The following is a 19,216-nucleotide window of genomic DNA, read 5'->3' as shown; positions in this document are numbered from 1 at the left end:
TTCCCGCACATTGCTCAATTAATTGGCTTTGAGCCCTACTTTGTCATTGATAAAAAGTAAATAACGGGTTTGCAGTTTTGAACTTCTTTTATCGTGGTCCAGAAAGCCCAGTTTCAGTTTTGTAATATGAAAATTCCGTGGGGCCGCTAGGATTTCGGCATCGACGCCTGCCCGCAGCAGACTATCTCCGATAGCTGCTGTCGTGTACAAATAACAAGGGTTATTCTTGATAAAATGCCCCAGCTGGTCATTACTTTTTATAAGTCTGACATCACCGGGAGCGTAAAATTCAAAAGAATAGGAAAAAGACTGGTAGGATGCAACCGGAATCTCGTCATGATTCCTGGCGTCGATCAACCGCGCAGCCTCTGTACCCGATTGATAACGCAGTAAAAATGGATAAAAGAAATAAAACAAAAATACATACAGCATAACCGATGTGGCATATCCTTTAAAAAGCAGCTGACTGAGTGGCTCCCGTAACCTGATAAAAGTCGCGCCAAACGTCAGCATAACGGTAACCACTGCCCCCGCAACCGCATACTCCAATTTTGTAAAAAACAACAGCCACAAAATCGCCGCACACAAAATGTACATCAAAATGGTTTGAAAAGTAACCAGTCGCCTAAGTATCGGATCCTGTGCCTTTTTGTAGAGAAAATATCCGGTCAGGATTGAAAAATATGGAAACTCGATCACGATATAGTGCGGCAGTTGAAACCTGGATAACGAGAACAATACGAACGTGATGATGGTGCTGCCATAGATAATCCAACGCAACGGATTAGGCGCCCTGTCAAACCTGACCAGGTGTATAATCGCAGCAATTAATCCGATCGACCACGGGAGAAATGCCCATAAAGTGGTATGTAAAAAGAAGGTAACATCGCCCTTTCCTTTGATGGGTCCGGTATTAAAAAAACGCCCGAACTGACTATCCCAAAAGAAAAAACGAAGGCCCGAGACATGGGTTCTGCCAAAAACAACTTTCTCCGGATGAAGGTCAAACTGCTGATACAAACAAAACAGTTCGGGAAGAATAAAAATGAAAGTCAGTGCCAGAAATACCCACCAGCGATAATTCAGAAGCTGTTGCCATTGCTTTGTTATCGCCCAAAAGATTAGCCACCCGCCACCCAGTGTGATTAAAACAAAAACACCTTTTGTCATGATCGCACAGGCAGAAAAAAGAGCCGCAGCAAAAATATGTATCCAGTGCTTTCGCTCGTAAATGCACAACATATGCCAGATGGCCGCGATAAGGCAGGTGGTCAGATAGGGCTCGGCACGGACATCAAAATTGGCCAACGTACTGTGCAGGGCGACGGTATAAATCAGCACGGAAATTCTGGCAACCGTATGATTAAACAAATCGCGCGCGGTCAGATAGGTATACAAAAGACTGACCAGCCAGAAAATGAAAGCGGGCAATTTATAAGCCAACCCGTCGACACCAAGAAGCTTATAACTGATGGCAGCCATCCAGAAAGGAAAATGGGGTTTATCAAGCCAGTCGTGCCCGTCACCGTATAAGTTAATCCAGTCGTTGTGCTGAACAATATGTTTGGCAATGGTTGCGTACAAGGCCCCGTCAGGTTCCATCACGTCCAGCCAAAGACCCGGCACATTCAGTAAAATTCCAAGCATGAGCAGCCAGGGAAAGTAACGCTGCAAAGAGATTTCCAGTGTAGTCATCGTTGAGCTTCGGTGAATTATGTCACATTTTAATCCTTTGCCGGAAATAAAAATTTCGTCCCGGGCAATGATTACAAAATGATAATATTCACCTATATCGCAGACCCTGCGATTTTGATGCAAAACGATTGTGATTATTTTGGAAATGAATCAATCCGATACCCCGATTTTCAACCGTACAGAAAAGTTAATTCATTAAAAAAAGGAAGGTTAAAAACCTCCCCCTTTCCTTTGTTATTAGCCATGAAAAATCTTTATGTTACCAACTCACAGTCAAAGAATGCCAGTCGTTCTCAATGTCATATTTTAATGTTTGTCCATTCACCTCGCAAATGCTTTTTACCAGCGCAAGGCCCAGACCCAACGAAGCAGACAACGTACTTTCTTTACGAAAACGTTCAAACAACTGCTCAGGGTTCGCACTCAGGGTTTTCCCCGTATTTCGGACGGATAAAAATCTTTCCCGTAAGATAATAATAATCTTTCCTTTTTCAACGTTATGGCGTATCGCGTTAGTCAATAAATTATTTACAAGAATTTCAGCCAGCGCCGGATGTATCACAAGACCAACGGGTTGCAGCTCTGTTTGAATATCTATTTCCCTTTTCCCGATCAAATCTTCCAGATCCCTTAGTTTCCCATTGATGATCGGTACCAGATTTACCGGCTCCGTCCCTGCCAGAAATTGTCTGTTTTCAATTTTTGTTAGCAATAACAATGCCTGATTCAAACGCCCCAAACGATTAGCCGCTTCACTCACGCTCGACAATATAACAAGTTGTGACTCAGTTAAAGTTTCATCCTGGAACAATCCCTCAATTTTTGAGAGGATAACCGCCAACGGTGTTTGTATCTCATGCGATGCATTTTCAGTAAACTCTTTCAGGTTCTGATAAGCGGTTGCGATCCTGCTCGTAAGCTGCGAAACGGCCTGATTCAACTGGTCAAATTCAAGTGTTTCTTCGCGTGCAAACCTCAGCGTTTCATGCTGCTGAATCTGGTATTGATCCAGTTTACCCAATGTTTTATAAAACGGTTTCCACAAACGTTGCGAAAGCCAGCTGTTTAATAATAACAACGATACAAGCAACAGCGCCACGATAAAGGTCACCGTCATCACCACCGCCTCCATAAGCCGCTGCCGTTGAAGCAACAACTTACTGATTGTCACCCGGTACCATTGCCCCAGCGCACGTTCATAAAACACAAGCTGCCGATAAGGCTGATATTCGTTTTCGGCAAGATTTAACATAAAAGTTTCCCTGACCAGCACTTTCCCCGGATAACGGACTTCTTCCAGTTGCAAACTATCGCCAAGCTGTAAAATATAAACCGGTAAAGTTTCCAGGTGTCTTAATTGCCAGCGCACTTTTAACTGACTCTGAAACAGCTCTTTATTTACCTCACGATCAATCAGATAACGCACCGAAACATAGAACAGCCCCGCTCCCAAAAAGAGAACCAGCATGGATGTCACCAATTGGTAGCGCAGGATCTGTACCAGTAATTTCATTGTTCGCTAAACTTATAACCCACCCCGTAAATCGATCTCAGATAATCGGGACAATCTTTGTCCATCAGTTTCTTCCTGAGGTTTTTAATATGGGTATAAATAAAATCGAAATTATCCATCAAATCCGCATCGTCTCCCCACAAATGTTCCGCAATTGATTCCTTTGTCAGCACACGGTTTTTATTGGCAATCAGATAAATCAACAGATCATATTCCTTTCGCGTCAGTATGATTTCCTGGCCTTCGACGGAAACAAAATGCTCTTGCGGCTCAATAACAATTTTACCAAAACGGATCTGCTGATTCCCTTGAAAACTTCTCCTCCTGATCACCGCCTGCACCCGCGCATTAAGCTCGGACAGGTGGAAAGGTTTAGTCAGGTAATCGTCCGAACCAAGATTTAACCCCTCAATCCGGTCGTCAAGCGAATTTTTGGCTGAAATAATAATAATGCCGGTCTGCGGAAATTTCCGTTTCAATTCCCTTACTGCATTCAGCCCGTCCCCATCCGGAAGCATGATATCAACCAGGACGCAGTCGTACTGATAAATATTTATTTTTTCGGTGGCCGTTTCATAATCGACCGCCCATTCACATATAAAATTTTCGCGCTGGAAATAATTCTAAATACTGGTGGCCAGCGCTTTTTCGTCTTCTATGAGTAATAGCTTCATGCCCTGATATTTTATACAAATGAAGCAATGAATTCTGATGCAATTCTGTACCTGGCTTAAAAACTACTTTTTGCCGGTTCCCAGCCATAAAAGTCCGTCAACGACAAGTTGATTCTGTACCTTGTTATCAAATGTATGGGACAGCGTTTTATTCGTTTTACCCTCATAATCAATATCATTATGCCCCATATTTAAATACAGCATTTTGTAATTCTTATTGGTCCAAACCACCGGATAATAGCCGCTGTGCCAGATTTCATGCTTTTTGGGGCCTGTTCCCAAAGGAAAACTGGTCGAATCAATTGAGATAAGTATTTTTATATCCGCGTTTTTACGAAGATCATGTTCCCAGCGATACCATTCGTTTGGCGATGCCCTGAAGGTATCGGGAAGGTTTTTTGTAGCCGGATTTTTGTGATCCTCAACCCGCAGGATCGCGGAAGTTGGCCGCCAGGTATTGCTGGCATACTGCCCCGACCCCAGGAATTTTTCATGATACCAATCCCAGTCCTGATTGAAAGCAGAAGGTGTCAAAGCAAATGCTGCAAAATGAAAACCCATCCAGGCACCCCCATTTTCCATGTACTTCTGAAAATCAGCCCTTTGCTCCGGTACTTCCGGCCTGGTATCCAAAAAAAGGACTACCTGATAATCAGACAGAAACTGCGCATTCAGTTTGCTCCAATCGGTTGTTGCTTCGTAGGTAAAATTGTTTTCGGCAGCCATTTTCGGAAAAAACTGATTCGCTTCGTGCACATAACTGATATGCGCCTGATCATTTTTCCCGGTATAAAACGCGATCACTTTAAACTTCGGCTTTTTAGTTTGCGCCTGAACAATTTGAACACATCCGGTTAAAATGAAAAAAGAAAAACATAATCGTAAAATATTTCGGAGAACGGGGAACATGGTTTGGTGGCTAAATGACATAGGTTTAGAAACACTGGCAGTATTTGTGCCTTATCCGGCTCAGCTGCCTGGTTTTGCAATATAAAATAATTAAATCAATACTTTCTTTCGAGTAATCCAACGGCAGCAATTTATCACTTATTTGTTCTGCTAGGGCGCTATGTACAGTCTGTCATTGGACCGTACAACTGCCCAAACGTCGTTCCTTATTCATTCAGTAAATTGAACAAAATGTGTCGCAGTCAAAACGGGAGCGACGACCTGGCCTTGAAAAATTTTATAGCTTTAACAGGTTTTCGAGACAAATAAGACCCTGATTTACAGAATAAAAATAAATAAAAAGTGATATTGACAAATTAAATAAAACCTTTAAATCACCCGTTGCGTTGCATTCTAAGGATGGGAGATGTCCCGGAAACAGTTTACGTGCACTGATGATGCGTTCGGAAAACATTGGCCATCATGAAATTTTCGGTGTAAACCTACATACCGGCGTTCCCGAATTTTACGAATTTTCGTCTCAGGTGATCGTTAATAAAGTCGGATATTCTGATTGATAGTTCGTAAACCTGGTTAATTGAAATACCCTAAAAAGAAATGTTATGAAAAGAATACTGGTGCCATGTAATTTTTCCGCGTATGCAGAAATGGCCATACAGTTTGCCATGGAACTTGCGAAAGTTAACAATGCTGAAATATTGTTGCTGACCGTTTTACAAAATCTCGATCCCGGGATACCTGTTGGTCCGGAAGAAATTACCGCAACAACCGAAACACAGAAACAAAAATTTGACCACTTTATAAAAAGTCATAGCCATGCACCGGTTGCAATAAGCCATTTGATACAATATGGTCAAATGACTCCCGTGGTGCTTGATGTAATTGAAAAGAACCATATCGATCTGGTGGTGATGGGGACGCATGGTTCGAGAGGCTGGAACGACTTTTTCATGGGCTCCAATATCGAAAAAATTGTACGTACCTCGCCTGTTCCTGTTTTCGCCGTTAAGAAAAAAACAACGATCAGCTCAGTGCACAATATTGTTTTCCCGACCAATCTTAAACTGGATCAAAAAGATGTCGTTGAAAAAATAAAAGCCATTCAGAAGCTCTTCCATGCGAGACTGCATCTGTTACGGATCCATACAGACGGAGAAAAAAAGGAAAGTGAGATACTGGCAAAAATTGAAGCGTATGCCTCGCATTATCAATTAAATAACTACACAACGAGTGTGAGAAATAATGATGATGTCAGACAAGGCATTCTGCAATTCTCACGCGAAATGAATTCGGATATGATTCTCATGACCACACACGGAAACAGGAGCCCGAAGGATATGTATAAACAAAGCATTACCGCGGAAATCGTTAACCACGCCAACTTGCTCGTATGGACCTGCTGCACGGAAAAACGTGCACATCCGGTAGACGATCTTGTTTAGACTCGTATTGACTACAATAATTTTTATTCTCATCTAAGCAGCTGTTGGCAATTGGCTATATGCGATTAGCTCAGTAACCGAAGATTTATAGACAGAGAAAATACTATCCGCAGCATTGAACGTGCTACGGATAGTATTTTTACATATCAGCAAACTCCCACGCGCTCTGGTACGCATTCAGTTCTTCCGCATACGTTATAAAATCTGAATAAAATGGTAGCTGTGAAAGTGTTGCGCTATCGCCAACGATAACCAGTTTTTTTCTGGCTCTGGTCATCGCCACATTCATTCTCCGTACATCCGACAAAAACCCGATTTCACCTTCTGCATTGCTCCGCGTCATGCTGATGTAAACAATGTCCCGCTCCTGCCCCTGAAAACTGTCAATCGTGTTGACTGAGATTTTATCCCCATACTTTTGAAGCGCCGGCGAATGCGTCAACTGCTCTTTCAGTACGTGTATCTGTTGTTTGTACGGTGAAATAATAGCAATCGATGGAAATGTGTTCACGTCAAAATCCCCCTCCTTAGTGCCGATCAGCGCTGCAACCAGATAATTCAAATGCCTGAAAAGAAAGGCCGCTTCTTCCGGATTTGTTGAACTTGTGCCTGCCAGCTTTTCATCGAAACCACAACCGGCGGTGTCGATAAAAGCAAGCGGAGCATCGCCCTGGAACAACAAATGACCCGAAACCGAATGGTGCGCACGGAGCTTATTTTTATAAAATATCTTCGAAGAATAGCCCATAATAGCCTCATGCATCCGGTATTGTTCTTCCAGTAAAACCACCGCTTCCGGATGCATGGACACACATTTTTCAAGGAGTGTATTGGCCAATCCTTTCTTTGCCGCCTCGCTGGATTTGATCGTCGGTGATAGCTGGCAATGATCTCCCGCCAGCACTACTTTTTGCGATTTCAGTATCGGGATCCAGCACGCCGGTTCAAGCGCCTGTCCGGCCTCGTCAATCACAACGGTATTGAATTTGAGATTTCTTACCGTGTAATGATTTGAACCAACCAAAGTCGCCGTGATCACCTGTGCTTTCGAAACCAAGTCGTCAATAATATATTGCTCTGCCTTGCCTACATCTTTCATAATCCGATGCGCTTCATCGAACAGCGCCTTCCGTTGATCTCGTTCCGACTTGCCGAAATTCCGCTTGTACTTATGCGCCATATTCTTGAATTCATTCGCCTGCTTTTTCAGGGTCTTGATTTCCTTCATACCCGCATGTCCGGTCATTTTACTATCCAGCGTCAAAGACATCAGCCGCTCCGAAACCCTTGCCGGATTTCCCACCCGCAATACGTTTAAACCCTGATCCGAGAGCTTTTCGCTCAGCAAATCGACAGCGGTATTACTGGGTGCAACGACAAGAATCTGTTTTTTATCCTGTTTGATCAGTGCTTTGATCGCTTCAACAAGTGTAGTCGTTTTTCCCGTCCCCGGCGGGCCGTGTACGATCGCCAGCTCATTGGCCGATACGATTTTATTCACTGCCGCCTGTTGCGAATCATTTAATTCGGGGGCAACGTAAAACGGAACATCCTGTTTGAAAGTCGGCTCTTTTTCACCTGTAAGGATTTTAACAACGCGCCCTGCCTCATCTTTTTCATCCAGACAACCCGCCGCTTTAAGCGCATTTTGCATTTCGTCATAACTGTTATCGTCGAAAAGCAAATCGATGCCCAGTTTCCCGTCTCTGGACCAATCTGGTAATTCATCCGTCCGCAAGGTAATTTTCAAACGATTTCCACTTTGGTGCGTTATCGTTCCTTCTACCCGGTCCTTTTTAGGTTCATGATTTGAAAACAGCACGACGGGCATACCAAAACGGAGCTGATGCGAAACATCCTGATGGGTAGTCCTCTCCACTTCAACCGTCAAATAATCCCCTCTGCTCATTTCAGAGCCCCTTATTGCAATCGGATACCAGGCCAAACCATTGGCTCTTCGCTCTGATACCGAACTTGATTCTGTAAGTTTGAGATAAGATTGTCGGTCTTCTTCCCTTTCTATTTTGAGTAATTCAAGCAGCTTTTTAAAATAATCCATACCACAAAGGTAAGCAATCGGAAAAGTTTTGCGGCTTATTATCCTCCAATTAAACCTGTTCCGTTAACTGATAACGAAAGTTTGCATCTGCTTTTTGTTCCAGAATTCTTTCCAGCCTATTGGCTTCATCAATCAGCTTTTTATCTATAAAACGACTAAAATCTATTTGCTTGCTCAACAGACCCGGCTTGTAAATATCTCTGAAAGCGAAATAATCAAGCGCGAACTGCCAGCCATCATTGAGCTTTGAAAACAACGCTTTGTCTGATTTTAACAACCGGCCGAAGTTAATGATCGTATAATTTTCCTCGTTAATTCCAGAAATACAGTTTAAGATTTCCTGGTTGTAAAAAGTCCAGACTTTCACAAAATGGGAAGCGTGGTCGGTACAGATCTGTTTAATCCGCTTGTTATAGGTTCTCTTTTTCCTTAATTCTTTGAACAAACCCTTTTTTACAATCTCATGATCCTTATAATCTACTTTATAGGTTCGGCTGATCAGCGAGCTTACCGTTGTTTTCCAATCGCGAAAAACAACCAGATAATATGCTTCGGGAATCAGCTCCCGGTATTCTTTTAAAAACAGGCAGGTTCTCGGATCCTTCCATCCCCACTCCCCGACTGTGTTATTTTTTCGGACAATTATTTCCCTAAGCTTTTCCCTGTCAGAGGCACTTAGTGCACCCACAGGATGGTCAATAATGCCGGAATCGGGTAACTGCATATTGATCAAAGCCTGAACCTGAAAATTATAAAATTCAAGGTCTTCGTAGTGTCCGTCTTCATTTCCTATACCAGATCCCAGCAGATTTCCTCCCACATGAAGTCCGCACCGGTATAACCATTGTGTAATTAACGAGGTGCCGGATCGGTGCATTCCGGCAATTATCAGCGTTTTATTCTGCATAAATTATGGATTCAGTATAATATTGTCTTTCGGTATCGTTTGCAGCAGCGCGCTCATGCTAAGCTGAGTCAGAATAAAATCACATAGACTTTCTGTGCATTCATCTACCGTTTCAGACCCCGTATTAAGATATAAATCAGGACTTAGCGGAATTTCAAACTGATCATTCACACCCGTCAAGTTATGAAGTTTTTGAGGATCTCCCTCTGGTAAAAGCGTTCGTTTGTATAAGCCTTTGGTATCTCTTTTGTAAAGCGTTTCAACCGGACAGTCGAGGTGAACCGTTTTTACATCGGGATAGGAATTAACCAATTCAAGCCGGGTTTCTTCATACGGATTTATCACGCTCATGATCGCGACGATGCCCTGATCCGAAAAACGACTGGCAATGAACCCTAATCTGCGGATATTTTCCTGTCTGTCTGCTTTTGAAAAACCCAGGTCCTTACATAATTTGCTCCGATACACGTCGCCGTCGATAATCTCCACAGCAATTCCTTTCAGATTCAGCTGCATTTTGGTTTGGGTAGCCAAAGTTGTTTTACCAACCCCGGACAAGCCACAAAATTGAATAACCATATTTCATTGTTTTTTCGATACCACTTGCGGATATGTCAATTTTTCTTCCCGGGGAAGTGCGGACAATGTTCTCAAAATCCGTCCCCCTGATTCTATAATAAAAACATACCCGTGAGCATATCTCACTAGTAATTATTGGGCACTATCTAACTAATACGCTGAAAAGTGATGAAATGTTGCATAGACATTTATTAAGTCCTTCGATAGTCATACCTCATCCAATGACCTAGCATCCAGCACAATGTCCCATTTAAAAAATTAATAACTATGGGTTACTTTCTCATTATTAACTGATTACCATCATAATTCAAACCTATAAAAGTCATAATCAGCTTCGCCTGAAAAGAAGAATTTTACGTCATCATTTTTTTCAATCTCTTTTAGAAATCATAAAAGGTTGGGTAAAAAATTCACTTAATGCGTATGCCAATGAACACGCCAACTTACATTTCAGCCGACGACGCTGTCAAACATATCAAATCCGGAAATCGCGTATTTATCCATGGCAGTGCAGCAACCCCGATCCGGCTTATTCGCGCACTACAGCGCAGGCACTGGGAACTAAAAAATGTTGAGTTGATCAGCATCACCACCCTTGGCGACGTGGATTTTAACAATCCGGCATATCATAACAGCTTCTTTTTCAATTCACTTTTTGTTTCGGCCAATACGCGGTCCGTCGTCAATAGTGATTATGGCGACTACGTACCCATTTTCCTGAGTCAGATTCCCCAGCTCATTAAAAGCGGAAACATGCCCGTCGACGTGGCCATAATTCAGGTATCACCACCGGATCCACACGGTTTTTGCTCGCTCGGGACCTCAGTCGACATTGCCAGGTCAGTTGTTGATACAGCCAAATGCATCATCGCCCAGGTGAATCCGAACATGCCCAGAACGCATGGCGACGGTTTTGTGCACATCAGTAAAATCAACGCAATGGTTTGGTGTGACGATACCCTTCCGGAAGTCGATTATGCGCTGAACGTAAAAAGCGCAACCGTTCAGATCGGTGAAAATATCGCTTCGCTTATTGAAGATGGTGCCACGCTGCAGGTGGGCATCGGCGGCATTCCTGATCAGGTGCTCAAAAATCTTAAACACCACAGGCACCTGGGATTACATACTGAAATGTTATCCGACGGGGTCATTCCGCTGATCGAAAGCGGCGTGATTGATAATAGCCTAAAAAAACTGAACCGCGGTAAATCTGTCACTTCATTTATGGTCGGCACGAAAAAACTCTATGATTTTGTCAACGATAATCCGGCTATCCGCGTGATGGATATCGGTTATGTGAACGATACCAGCATCATCAGGCAAAATCCGAAAGTTACTGCCATCAATTCCGCACTGGAACTGGATCTGACCGGTCAGGTTTGCGCCGATTCACTGGGGACTTATCAGTATTCAGGTATCGGCGGACAGATGGATTTCATTCATGGTGCCTCACTTTCCCAGGGCGGCAAACCAATTATTGCATTGCCATCTGTGACTTCGGCGGGCGCTTCCAGGATTGTGCCGTTTTTAAAAGAAGGAGCCGGTGTCGTTACCACCCGGGGACATATTCATTGGGTCGTAACCGAATTTGGTGTCGTCGATTTATTTGGAAAAAGCTTAAAACAGCGCGCCCGGGCATTGATCAGCATCGCGCATCCCGACCACCGGGAAGCGCTGGAAAGGGCATTTTGCGAACGTTTTGGAAGTTATCACCGCCCGGCAATAACGGGAATTTCTGACAGGGTCTTTCATCCTTAAAATTTTTGTTACCCGTCGGATGGTCCAAAAGCCATTCGACGGGTAACTCAGGGAATCTATTTTTTGGCGAGCATAATAATGATCGGACGATCTACGAAATCGCCTAAATTACTTTGCGTCGTCTCTACTTCTTCAATCGTTTCATTTAACGAAAAACCTGCCTGTTTCAAAAGCGCTTCAGCCAGATCTTTGTCATACAACTGAAAACCAAACCTGGTAAAAGGCAACTGTTCCATGAAACTTTTATCGGAAAATACCAGACTAAAAACACCACCCGGCTTTAAAACCCGAAAAATTTCTTTGGTATAACCGACAGGATCCTGCCAGAAATACACCGTATTGACCGTAAAGATCTTATCAAAAAAATTGTCTCGAAAATCCAGCCCATTACCATCGGATAAGGCAAAAGTTACCCGCCCCTTTGCCACCAGATCCGCATTTAATTTACTGGCTTCAAGCACCATCGTTTCGGAAATGTCAATGCCATGATACGCAACATCGTCAGCAATACTGACAACCGAACCGACATGCGAGCCGTTACCGGGTCCAATTTCCAAAACTGTTTCACCTGTCGTTATATGCAGCGATTCAATCCCGCGGTTAATCATATTCGCATTGCTGAGATTCATCCGTTCGCCGGTTTTAACACCATTGGCACCATCGGGATTTCCCAGTTGCCGAGCCACTTCCTTCAATTCGTCTTCACTCCATTCTTTTTTCATTTTCAATTACCATTGTTTTAGCCGACAATTTAATCAGGAAATTGTCGGAGTGAGCATTTCTTTTCATTATTTTACCTGAGAATTTGTTTAGCCGTCCGACGGTGAAAAACCGTCGGACGGCGTTCCTGGTCAGATGACATTTCCCGTTTGTTCAATCAATGCAAAACACTCTGAAATAAAATTCACTCATGTCGGTTATCCCTGAATTTAAAATTGCGCGGTTCAGCATCCAGGCTCCTTTCATTTTTGCTAAAGATCCGCTTCTGGCAATCAGAAGAGGTTTTGATGCCTGCGGAGACACTTTTCGGCTAAAACTATTCAGAGAATTTGCTGTCAGTCGTGACCCCGCTTTTTTCAAACAGGTTTTGGTGACAAACCACAAAAACTACAAAAAAGGCAGCTCTTCAAAAATGCTGAATCCGGTTCTGGGAAACGGCCTGGTCACGAGTGAGGGAGATTTCTGGCTTCGTCAGCGGCGGCTTGTACAACCAGCCTTTCACCGGGAAAGATTACAGGAATTATTCGTTACGATGGGACAAATAACGGCTGACTTTTTGCACGAAATGGAAACTTTCAGAGGTAAAAAAGCCGTTGATATTGACGCCAAAATGATGGGCATCACAGCCGACATCGCATTGAAGACGCTGTTTGGTAATATTTCCCATGAGGATAAAATGCAGATCTATCATCAGGTGAACAGGACCCAGCGTTATCTTGTCACGCGGGTGCGCAGGCCGTACCGCATTCCTCTGATGATGGTCAATGGCGAAAGGACCCGCTTCAAAACAGATCTGGCATACTTTAATAAACTGGTTTTTGAATTTATACACCAGCGCCATGGGATAACTGAAAAACCCAATGATTTGCTGCAATTATTGCTGGACAGCCTGGATGAAGAAACCGGTGAGCAAATGAATGATCAGCAGATTCGTGATGAAGCGATAACCATGTTCGCAGCCGGTCACGAAACGTCGGCTACGGGCCTCAGCTGGCTGCTTTGGGAACTTGCTCGACAGCCGAACATTATTGCCCGGATACGACAAGAGGCGGAAATTTTTGATACGGTTCCGACTTTTGAACAGCTGCTAAAACTTCCCTACACGCGTCAGGTCATCGAAGAAGGTATGCGGTTGTACCCGCCCGCATGGACCATGACCCGCGAATCGTTGGGCGAAGACGAGGTCGAAGGACAGATTATCCCCAAAGGGATATCCGTGTTTATGTCCATTTATGAGCTGCACCGGAACCCTAATATCTGGAAAAATTCACTTGTTTTTGACCCAGAAAATTTCAGTTTGGAAAATGTCAAAAACAGACCTAAATTTAATTACTTACCGTTCGGCGCCGGTCCGCGACTATGTATCGGACAGCAATTTGCCATGATGGAAATGCAGCTGATCCTTGCTTCGCTGATCAAACGTTTTGACTTCGAAATTGACCCATCACATCACGTGGGCATATATCCCCAGATTGTTTTGAAATCCACGAATGGCATTAAGCTGTTCATCAAATAGACGTATTACGCCAACATTTTACATTCCAATAACAGTGAAGAACATCCCGCTCATCGTATTACTGATTATGCTTTCGTCAATAAATTTACAGGCACAAATTCCGGTTGGCATCAAACTCCAAACCGGCGATATGATTTTTCAGGATCTGGACTGCGGCCCCTTATGCGACGCCATTGAGCAGGTTACCAAAAGTTATGACGGCAAACATTTTTCTCATATCGGGCTTGTATCCGTTCAACACAGCGGTATTTTCATCATCGAAGCCATCGGCAAGGAAGTTCAGCTTACACCTTTGAAAAAATTCACAAACCGAACGACCAATCCAATGCTGGTGGGGCGTGTTAAAAAACAATATACCCGCATTGCTGCCAAGGCGGTAAAATATGCACTCGCCGAAAAGGGTGTGCCTTATGATGATGCGTTTTTGTACAACAATAAAAAATATTACTGCTCCGAGCTGCTCTATGACGCTTTCAAAAAAGCAAATAGAGGGAAGGACTTTTTTGTCCTCGAACCAATGACTTTTAAGCAGCCAGGCAGCAATCAGTTCTTTCCCGTCTGGGTTGCGTATTACGAAAAACTAGGAATTTCCATTCCCGAAGCTGAACCCGGAATTAATCCCGGCGGTATCTCTACGTCGTCAAAAATAGAGATATTGACACCTTAATTATTTATTAGCCAAACACTTGCACATGCTAATATAAAGCAACCTGATTCAACTATACAAACTTGAAAAATGGAAACGAAAAACACAGAACCATTTGTAGTCGAAAGCACCTATCGTGCACCTGTCGGAAAAGTCTGGCAAGCAATAACCGACAATGCCAAAATGAGGCAATGGTATTTTGACATCGCCGAATTCAAACCTGAAGTCGGATGCGAATTTGAGTTTTACGGAGAAAACGAGGGGGTAAAATACCGTCATCTATGCATCGTTACCGCAGTTGAAAAAGAGAAAAAACTGGCATACAGCTGGCGTTACGATGGCTATCCGGGAAATTCGTTGGTCACATTTACGTTATTTCCCGAGGGTGATAAAACCAGAATTAAGCTGACACATGAAGGTCTCGAAACGTTCCCTGACCTAAAAGATTTCAAACGCGAAAATTTTGCCGCTGGCTGGAATGAAATTATCGGTACCATGTTGAAAGAATATGTCGAGTAATCGACAATAAGGTTTTAACCAGTAAATCCTGCGCCTCTCGAATTTGTAATTGGACGCAGGATTTACAGGTTGTATTTTTTTGAAAAACCTATTCTCCTTCGCCGCTATACAAATTGAAAGCCAGCAAGTGTTTCTTAAAAATTGCTTCGTATTCCTTTGCAGCAGTATCCTGTTTTGCCTGCTTGCATTCCTGCACGATTGTCTGCAAAATGTATAGGTCCGCATTAATGTCCCGGCTTCTTGAAACCTCATTTTTCCTGGCAAATTCCAGATTTTCATTGGCACGCAACGCCATGGTCCGGGCGGTATCTAACGCTTTTTTATTTTCACCAAGATCAAAAAGCATCCCGATATAATTTGAGGAAATCTGGTCGTACGGAATACTGTTGTCGGGCATGACCGTCAACGCTTTACGCATTACTTTTCGGGCGTCTTCCTTGCGATTCTCGGCCAATAACTGATTTGTAAGACGTAAAAATGCAATTCTTGCCGTCGCGACCGGAGAACCCAGGTAGGTATTATCGTAATAAGTCTCTTTGTTATTTAACTCCCGCCAGAACATTTTATTCATCAGATTGTCGTACATCACATCCGAATTCACATATCCGTCCGACGCGCCCGGCACACGGACCGGAAGCAAGCGATAGGTGTATCCTTCCAGTTGCATATACTCTTTCAAACCCAGATTATTCGATCCGCCCATCGTGCTCGAAAAATAGACCGGCCGTTTCCAGTTATTACTGGCAATGATATCGAGCATCACCAGATCTCCCTTATACAAATCCTTCTTGCCAATTGTCCAGCTCATGGAGTCAGCTAAAAGTGGCAACAGATCCTTTTTGATAATATTCAGCCTTTCAACTTCCCTGACATTTACCGGGAGAAACAGAACGGATGACGGTAAAATGGAAGCCACATCACCACTCGTCAGCGGAACCTGAATGGCCTTGTTTTCCTTCCCGATCAGTTCAAGATATTCTTTCAAATTGATACCGGATTTTACACTTGGAATCTCATAAAACGGCAGATAGTCATTTTTTCCGAATGCATAACTATTGGAATCCAGAGATAAAGGCAACCCCTCCGATTGATTGGTTTTCCGTTTCAACTGGCTGATATACCAATCGGTACCGAGAAAAGTCTGCACACAAACGCGCACATCCGTCCGGAAACCTTCCACCTCCTGCACATACCACAACGGAAAAGTATCATTATCGCCGCCGGTAAACAGAATGGCGTTGGGCGCACAGGAATTTAGCAGATTTTTAGCAAAGTCGACAGCATGATACCGGTTGCTCCGGTTATGATTATCCCAGCCTTTAACCCCCATCATGACGGGTACAGCCAGACACACGGCGCTGGCAAAAACCGCACTTTTTGACGCATTTCCCGACCATTTTCTAACGCCATCAGCCACAGCAATAACGCCCAGTCCGATCCACATGCAAAAGATATAAAATGAACCAACATAAATATAATCACGCTCCCGGGCCTCTATGGGAGGCGAATTCAGGTAAATAACCAAAGCGACGCCGGTCAGCAAAAAAAGCAACCCTAAAACGAGTAAATCCTTTTTGTTTTTAAAATATAGTACCACTATACCAGCCAGCCCGAGCAGTAACGGAAGCATGAAAAAGTTGTTGTGCGCCCTGTTTTGCGTAATAGCGGAAGGATACGTTTTGGCAGCATCCCATGGCAGCATAACGCCTGCCCCCTCCACATCACTCTCGCGTCCCGCAAAATTCCAGAGAAAATAACGCCAGTACATATGTCCGAGCTGATGCGAAAACATAAATGAAAGGTTCTGAGACATCGTTGGCTTTTGCCCTTCCACCAGCCCCATCATCTGCTGATAAAGCTGCGGATGCCCCGGCTCCGTGCTGTACAAACGCGGCAAAAGCATACTGCTTCCCGGCTCATAATCATAGTCGTACCGATAACCCTGGACGACATACTTACCGTCTTTTTTCTGATAAACAGGTGTATCACGTTTTTGACTTATGGGTCTGGATGCAAAGGAAGGTCCATAAAGCAGCGGACGACTTCCGTATTGTTCCCTTTTCAGGTAAGAAACAAAACTTAAAACATCGCTCGGATTATTCTCGTTAATCGGCGGATTGTATTCCGACCGCACCAGAACAAGCAGATACGAAGCATAACCGATCAGCACGAAAGCAAATGACAACAAACAGGTATTGAGCAGCGCCTTTTCCTTTTGATGCGCATACCGGATACCCCAAACGAGGGAGCCTAAAAAAAGCACGATGAACACAGTCATTCCTGATTTGTACGGAAGTCCGAAGCTATTGACAAAAAATATCTCGAATTTCCCCGCCAGCGTTGGCAGGCCGGCAATTAGCCCTGAATTAATGAGCGCAAGAACTGCCAATCCCCCGCTCAGCGCCATAAACCCTCCAAACACACCCGGTTTAGGATATTTTTTAAAATAATAAACCAAAGCCAAGGCAGGAATGGTAACAAGGTTTAATAAATGAACACCGATAGAAATGCCCGTGAGATAGGCTATAAAGATCAGCCACCGGTTTTCCTCAGAAGGATCTTCCATTTTCTCCCATTTAAAAACCGCCCAGATCACAATCGCCGTAAAGAAAGACGACATCGCATAAACTTCTGCCTCAACGGCCGAAAACCAGAAGGAATCCGACCAGGTATAGGCAAGAGCGCCCACAATGCCCGCGCCCATGGAAAGCACAACATCGTCGGGCGTCATTTCATCGTCAGGTTTTCCGATCAGTTTTCTTGTCAAAAGGGTTATCGTCCAGAATAAAAACAGGATCGTGAATGCGCTGCACAACACCGAAAGCATGTTGATCCAGAAGGCTACCCGGGTAACATCGCCCATTGCCAGCATCGAAAAAAGCCGCCCGACCAACAGAAAAAACGGGGCTCCGGGCGGATGCGGAACCTGTAATTTAAATGCACAGGCGATGAACTCGCCGCAGTCCCAGAAACTGGCCGTTTGCTCGATCGTGAACCGGTAAGTCAGCAACGCAATTGCAAAAACAATCCAGCCAGTAAGGTTGTTGATTCGTTTGAAAGTCATCATTGAATTTGTAGTGTTTGGGATCGATATCCGTTGTAATTTATTTTCAGCAATGCACTTGTAATCAACTACAAAGTGTATAATTGATCAGATTCATCCGCCAAAACTATTGAAATGGATATTCAGAAGCGGGCTGCTTTGTCTTAAAAAAAGTTAAGCATTTCCCCGAGGTAGCCGTGTTTAACTTTCTTTAACAACGAGTCGGTAATTCCACCGGTTTTTGCTTTTGTTCATGAAGTGTTTCACCACAAGAAAGCAAATTTCAGACAGGCGAAATGACAGCCGAAAGTATTTTATCAGTAATATTGAACCCTGTATCAACCCGAGTGCCGAAAAATGGAATTTTTAGTTGTTCTGGCCATATTTGGCTATATATATTATTTGAGGAACTACGCGGACCTGCGAACCAAATCTGAAAAAGAAACTGCAAGTCTGAAAGACGGAATTAAATTATATAATGACGCGCAGATACAGCCCGCCTTTGATTATTTTGACGCCAGAATAAAAGCCAAACCCAAGTCCAGTGTTGCCTATCTGTACCGGGCGCTTTGTTACAAAAAAATGGGGAACACCGATGCAGCCAAAAAGGATCTGATCAGTGGTTTAAGTTATGACGGCACTTTGTCTGCGCTACACCTGGAAAAAGGTAAGCTGGAATATGAAAACCAGTTACTGAAAGATGCACTGGAATCACTGAATAAGGCTATTTTATACGACGGAGAGCAAAGTCAGGCACCCTATCGCTGGCGCGGCCTGACATATCAGGCACTTGGTCTTGACGCAGAAGCGCAGAAAGATTTTCTGAAAGAAAGCGAGATACTGAAAATGAAGCTGACCGGTGAAAGTCAAACCGTAGAGGTTAAAACTCCGTTTCTGGATAAACGACTGGCGGTCAATTCAATATTAATCGTTGTAACCAGCGCTATCATCATCATTGAAATAAAAGGAGCGGAAAGTATTCACCTTCCGTATTTCCTGGCCGTTGTCTCGGCGATTTCCATCGGCTTTGTCGAGCCTGTGAAGGGCTGGCTGCTGGCCATTTGCCAATGTATTTTCCTGTTAGCCGGGTATTTTCTTTTTACAAACATTCCCGAAAGTACCGGACGTCAGGAAATTGAAAATTTTAGTCTGTACGGCAGCTGTATTCTTACGTTTGCAGGCAGTTTCATTGGCGGATTTTTCAAAAGAGCCATCAACGCAGGATAAATAACAACA

Annotated in this window: 15 protein-coding genes and 1 pseudogene; 6 read left to right on the top strand and 10 right to left on the bottom strand. The window is 43.7% G+C overall.

Annotated features, from left to right (window positions below):
• Positions 1-18: 18 nt before the first annotated feature.
• From RB622_RS15800 to RB622_RS15780, 5 genes and pseudogenes are all read right to left on the bottom strand, one after another.
• A complete protein-coding gene (locus RB622_RS15800; protein ID WP_308047539.1) occupies positions 19-1,695 on the bottom strand; it encodes a glycosyltransferase family 39 protein in 1,677 nt (558 codons plus the stop codon).
• A gap of 259 nt (positions 1,696-1,954) precedes the next feature.
• The gene (locus RB622_RS15795) at positions 1,955-3,208 is read right to left on the bottom strand and encodes a HAMP domain-containing sensor histidine kinase (RefSeq protein WP_308047538.1); all 1,254 of its coding nucleotides are present in this window, start codon (positions 3,206-3,208) and stop codon (positions 1,955-1,957) included.
• A complete protein-coding gene (locus tag RB622_RS15790; protein WP_308047677.1) occupies positions 3,205-3,540 on the bottom strand; it encodes a winged helix-turn-helix domain-containing protein in 336 nt (111 codons plus the stop codon). The genes RB622_RS15795 and RB622_RS15790 overlap by 4 nt, the downstream gene beginning before the upstream one ends.
• A gap of 15 nt (positions 3,541-3,555) precedes the next feature.
• Positions 3,556-3,816: pseudogene (locus tag RB622_RS15785) on the bottom strand (response regulator transcription factor); the annotation flags it as partial.
• 129 nt (positions 3,817-3,945) lie between these two features.
• Positions 3,946-4,812, bottom strand: a complete 867-nt coding sequence (locus tag RB622_RS15780) for a ThuA domain-containing protein (RefSeq protein ID WP_308047537.1) — start codon at positions 4,810-4,812, stop codon at positions 3,946-3,948.
• Between the two features lie 581 nt (positions 4,813-5,393).
• Between RB622_RS15780 and RB622_RS15775 the strand changes: the two genes are divergently transcribed.
• Positions 5,394-6,233: a universal stress protein gene (locus RB622_RS15775; protein ID WP_308047536.1), complete on the top strand. Its 840-nt coding sequence runs from the start codon at positions 5,394-5,396 to the stop codon at positions 6,231-6,233.
• 139 nt (positions 6,234-6,372) lie between these two features.
• On the opposite strand, the gene RB622_RS15770 is transcribed toward RB622_RS15775, so the two are convergent.
• Genes RB622_RS15770 through cysC form a run of 3 tightly spaced genes read right to left on the bottom strand, consistent with a single transcriptional unit; the run spans position 6,373 to position 9,778 of the window.
• Entirely contained in the window at positions 6,373-8,292 is a 1,920-nt protein-coding gene (locus RB622_RS15770) for an AAA domain-containing protein (RefSeq protein WP_308047535.1), read from the bottom strand.
• Between the two features lie 49 nt (positions 8,293-8,341).
• Positions 8,342-9,199 (bottom strand): hypothetical protein, encoded by an 858-nt coding sequence (locus tag RB622_RS15765; RefSeq protein WP_308047534.1) that lies wholly within the window; start codon positions 9,197-9,199, stop codon positions 8,342-8,344.
• A gap of 3 nt (positions 9,200-9,202) precedes the next feature.
• On the bottom strand, positions 9,203-9,778 hold the full coding sequence (gene cysC / locus RB622_RS15760) for an adenylyl-sulfate kinase (protein ID WP_308047533.1): 576 nt from the start codon (positions 9,776-9,778) through the stop codon (positions 9,203-9,205).
• A gap of 429 nt (positions 9,779-10,207) precedes the next feature.
• Between cysC and RB622_RS15755 the strand changes: the two genes are divergently transcribed.
• A complete protein-coding gene (locus RB622_RS15755) occupies positions 10,208-11,536 on the top strand; it encodes an acetyl-CoA hydrolase/transferase C-terminal domain-containing protein (protein WP_308047532.1) in 1,329 nt (442 codons plus the stop codon).
• A gap of 56 nt (positions 11,537-11,592) precedes the next feature.
• Here the strand turns inward: RB622_RS15755 and RB622_RS15750 are convergent, their stop codons facing one another.
• On the bottom strand, positions 11,593-12,258 hold the full coding sequence (locus RB622_RS15750) for a class I SAM-dependent methyltransferase (protein ID WP_308047531.1): 666 nt from the start codon (positions 12,256-12,258) through the stop codon (positions 11,593-11,595).
• Between the two features lie 188 nt (positions 12,259-12,446).
• Between RB622_RS15750 and RB622_RS15745 the strand changes: the two genes are divergently transcribed.
• From RB622_RS15745 to RB622_RS15735, 3 genes are all read left to right on the top strand, one after another.
• Positions 12,447-13,772 (top strand): cytochrome P450, encoded by a 1,326-nt coding sequence (locus RB622_RS15745; protein ID WP_308047530.1) that lies wholly within the window; start codon positions 12,447-12,449, stop codon positions 13,770-13,772.
• A 67-nt stretch (positions 13,773-13,839) separates the two neighbouring features.
• Positions 13,840-14,439, top strand: a complete 600-nt coding sequence (locus tag RB622_RS15740; RefSeq protein WP_308047529.1) for a YiiX/YebB-like N1pC/P60 family cysteine hydrolase — start codon at positions 13,840-13,842, stop codon at positions 14,437-14,439.
• A gap of 69 nt (positions 14,440-14,508) precedes the next feature.
• A complete protein-coding gene (locus RB622_RS15735) occupies positions 14,509-14,937 on the top strand; it encodes an SRPBCC domain-containing protein (protein ID WP_308047528.1) in 429 nt (142 codons plus the stop codon).
• Between the two features lie 88 nt (positions 14,938-15,025).
• Here the strand turns inward: RB622_RS15735 and RB622_RS15730 are convergent, their stop codons facing one another.
• The gene (locus RB622_RS15730; protein WP_308047527.1) at positions 15,026-18,004 is read right to left on the bottom strand and encodes a DUF2723 domain-containing protein; all 2,979 of its coding nucleotides are present in this window, start codon (positions 18,002-18,004) and stop codon (positions 15,026-15,028) included.
• A gap of 333 nt (positions 18,005-18,337) precedes the next feature.
• Between RB622_RS15730 and RB622_RS15725 the strand changes: the two genes are divergently transcribed.
• A complete protein-coding gene (locus RB622_RS15725; protein WP_308047526.1) occupies positions 18,338-19,207 on the top strand; it encodes a hypothetical protein in 870 nt (289 codons plus the stop codon).
• The last annotated feature ends 9 nt before the right edge of the window (positions 19,208-19,216 follow it).

Origin of the sequence: Dyadobacter sp. LHD-138, from assembly GCF_030929615.1 — a bacterium.
GTDB lineage: Bacteria > Bacteroidota > Bacteroidia > Cytophagales > Spirosomataceae > Dyadobacter.
The sequence above is the reverse complement of the archived record's forward strand: the minus strand, read 5'-3'. Positions and strand labels throughout refer to the sequence as shown.

Bases quoted from the DNA above. Each gene is read 5' to 3' on its own strand.
- RB622_RS15800 (WP_308047539.1), bottom strand. From the start codon at position 1,695: ATGACTACACTGGAAATCTCTTTGCAGCGTTACTTTCCCTGGCTGCTC.
- RB622_RS15795 (WP_308047538.1), bottom strand. From the start codon at position 3,208: ATGAAATTACTGGTACAGATCCTGCGCTACCAATTGGTGACATCCATG.
- RB622_RS15780 (WP_308047537.1), bottom strand. From the start codon at position 4,812: ATGTCATTTAGCCACCAAACCATGTTCCCCGTTCTCCGAAATATTTTA.
- RB622_RS15775 (WP_308047536.1), top strand. From the start codon at position 5,394: ATGAAAAGAATACTGGTGCCATGTAATTTTTCCGCGTATGCAGAAATG.
- RB622_RS15770 (WP_308047535.1), bottom strand. From the start codon at position 8,292: ATGGATTATTTTAAAAAGCTGCTTGAATTACTCAAAATAGAAAGGGAA.
- RB622_RS15765 (WP_308047534.1), bottom strand. From the start codon at position 9,199: ATGCAGAATAAAACGCTGATAATTGCCGGAATGCACCGATCCGGCACC.
- cysC (WP_308047533.1), bottom strand. From the start codon at position 9,778: ATGGTTATTCAATTTTGTGGCTTGTCCGGGGTTGGTAAAACAACTTTG.
- RB622_RS15755 (WP_308047532.1), top strand. From the start codon at position 10,208: ATGAACACGCCAACTTACATTTCAGCCGACGACGCTGTCAAACATATC.
- RB622_RS15750 (WP_308047531.1), bottom strand. From the start codon at position 12,258: ATGAAAAAAGAATGGAGTGAAGACGAATTGAAGGAAGTGGCTCGGCAA.
- RB622_RS15745 (WP_308047530.1), top strand. From the start codon at position 12,447: ATGTCGGTTATCCCTGAATTTAAAATTGCGCGGTTCAGCATCCAGGCT.
- RB622_RS15740 (WP_308047529.1), top strand. From the start codon at position 13,840: ATGCTTTCGTCAATAAATTTACAGGCACAAATTCCGGTTGGCATCAAA.
- RB622_RS15735 (WP_308047528.1), top strand. From the start codon at position 14,509: ATGGAAACGAAAAACACAGAACCATTTGTAGTCGAAAGCACCTATCGT.
- RB622_RS15730 (WP_308047527.1), bottom strand. From the start codon at position 18,004: ATGATGACTTTCAAACGAATCAACAACCTTACTGGCTGGATTGTTTTT.
- RB622_RS15725 (WP_308047526.1), top strand. From the start codon at position 18,338: ATGGAATTTTTAGTTGTTCTGGCCATATTTGGCTATATATATTATTTG.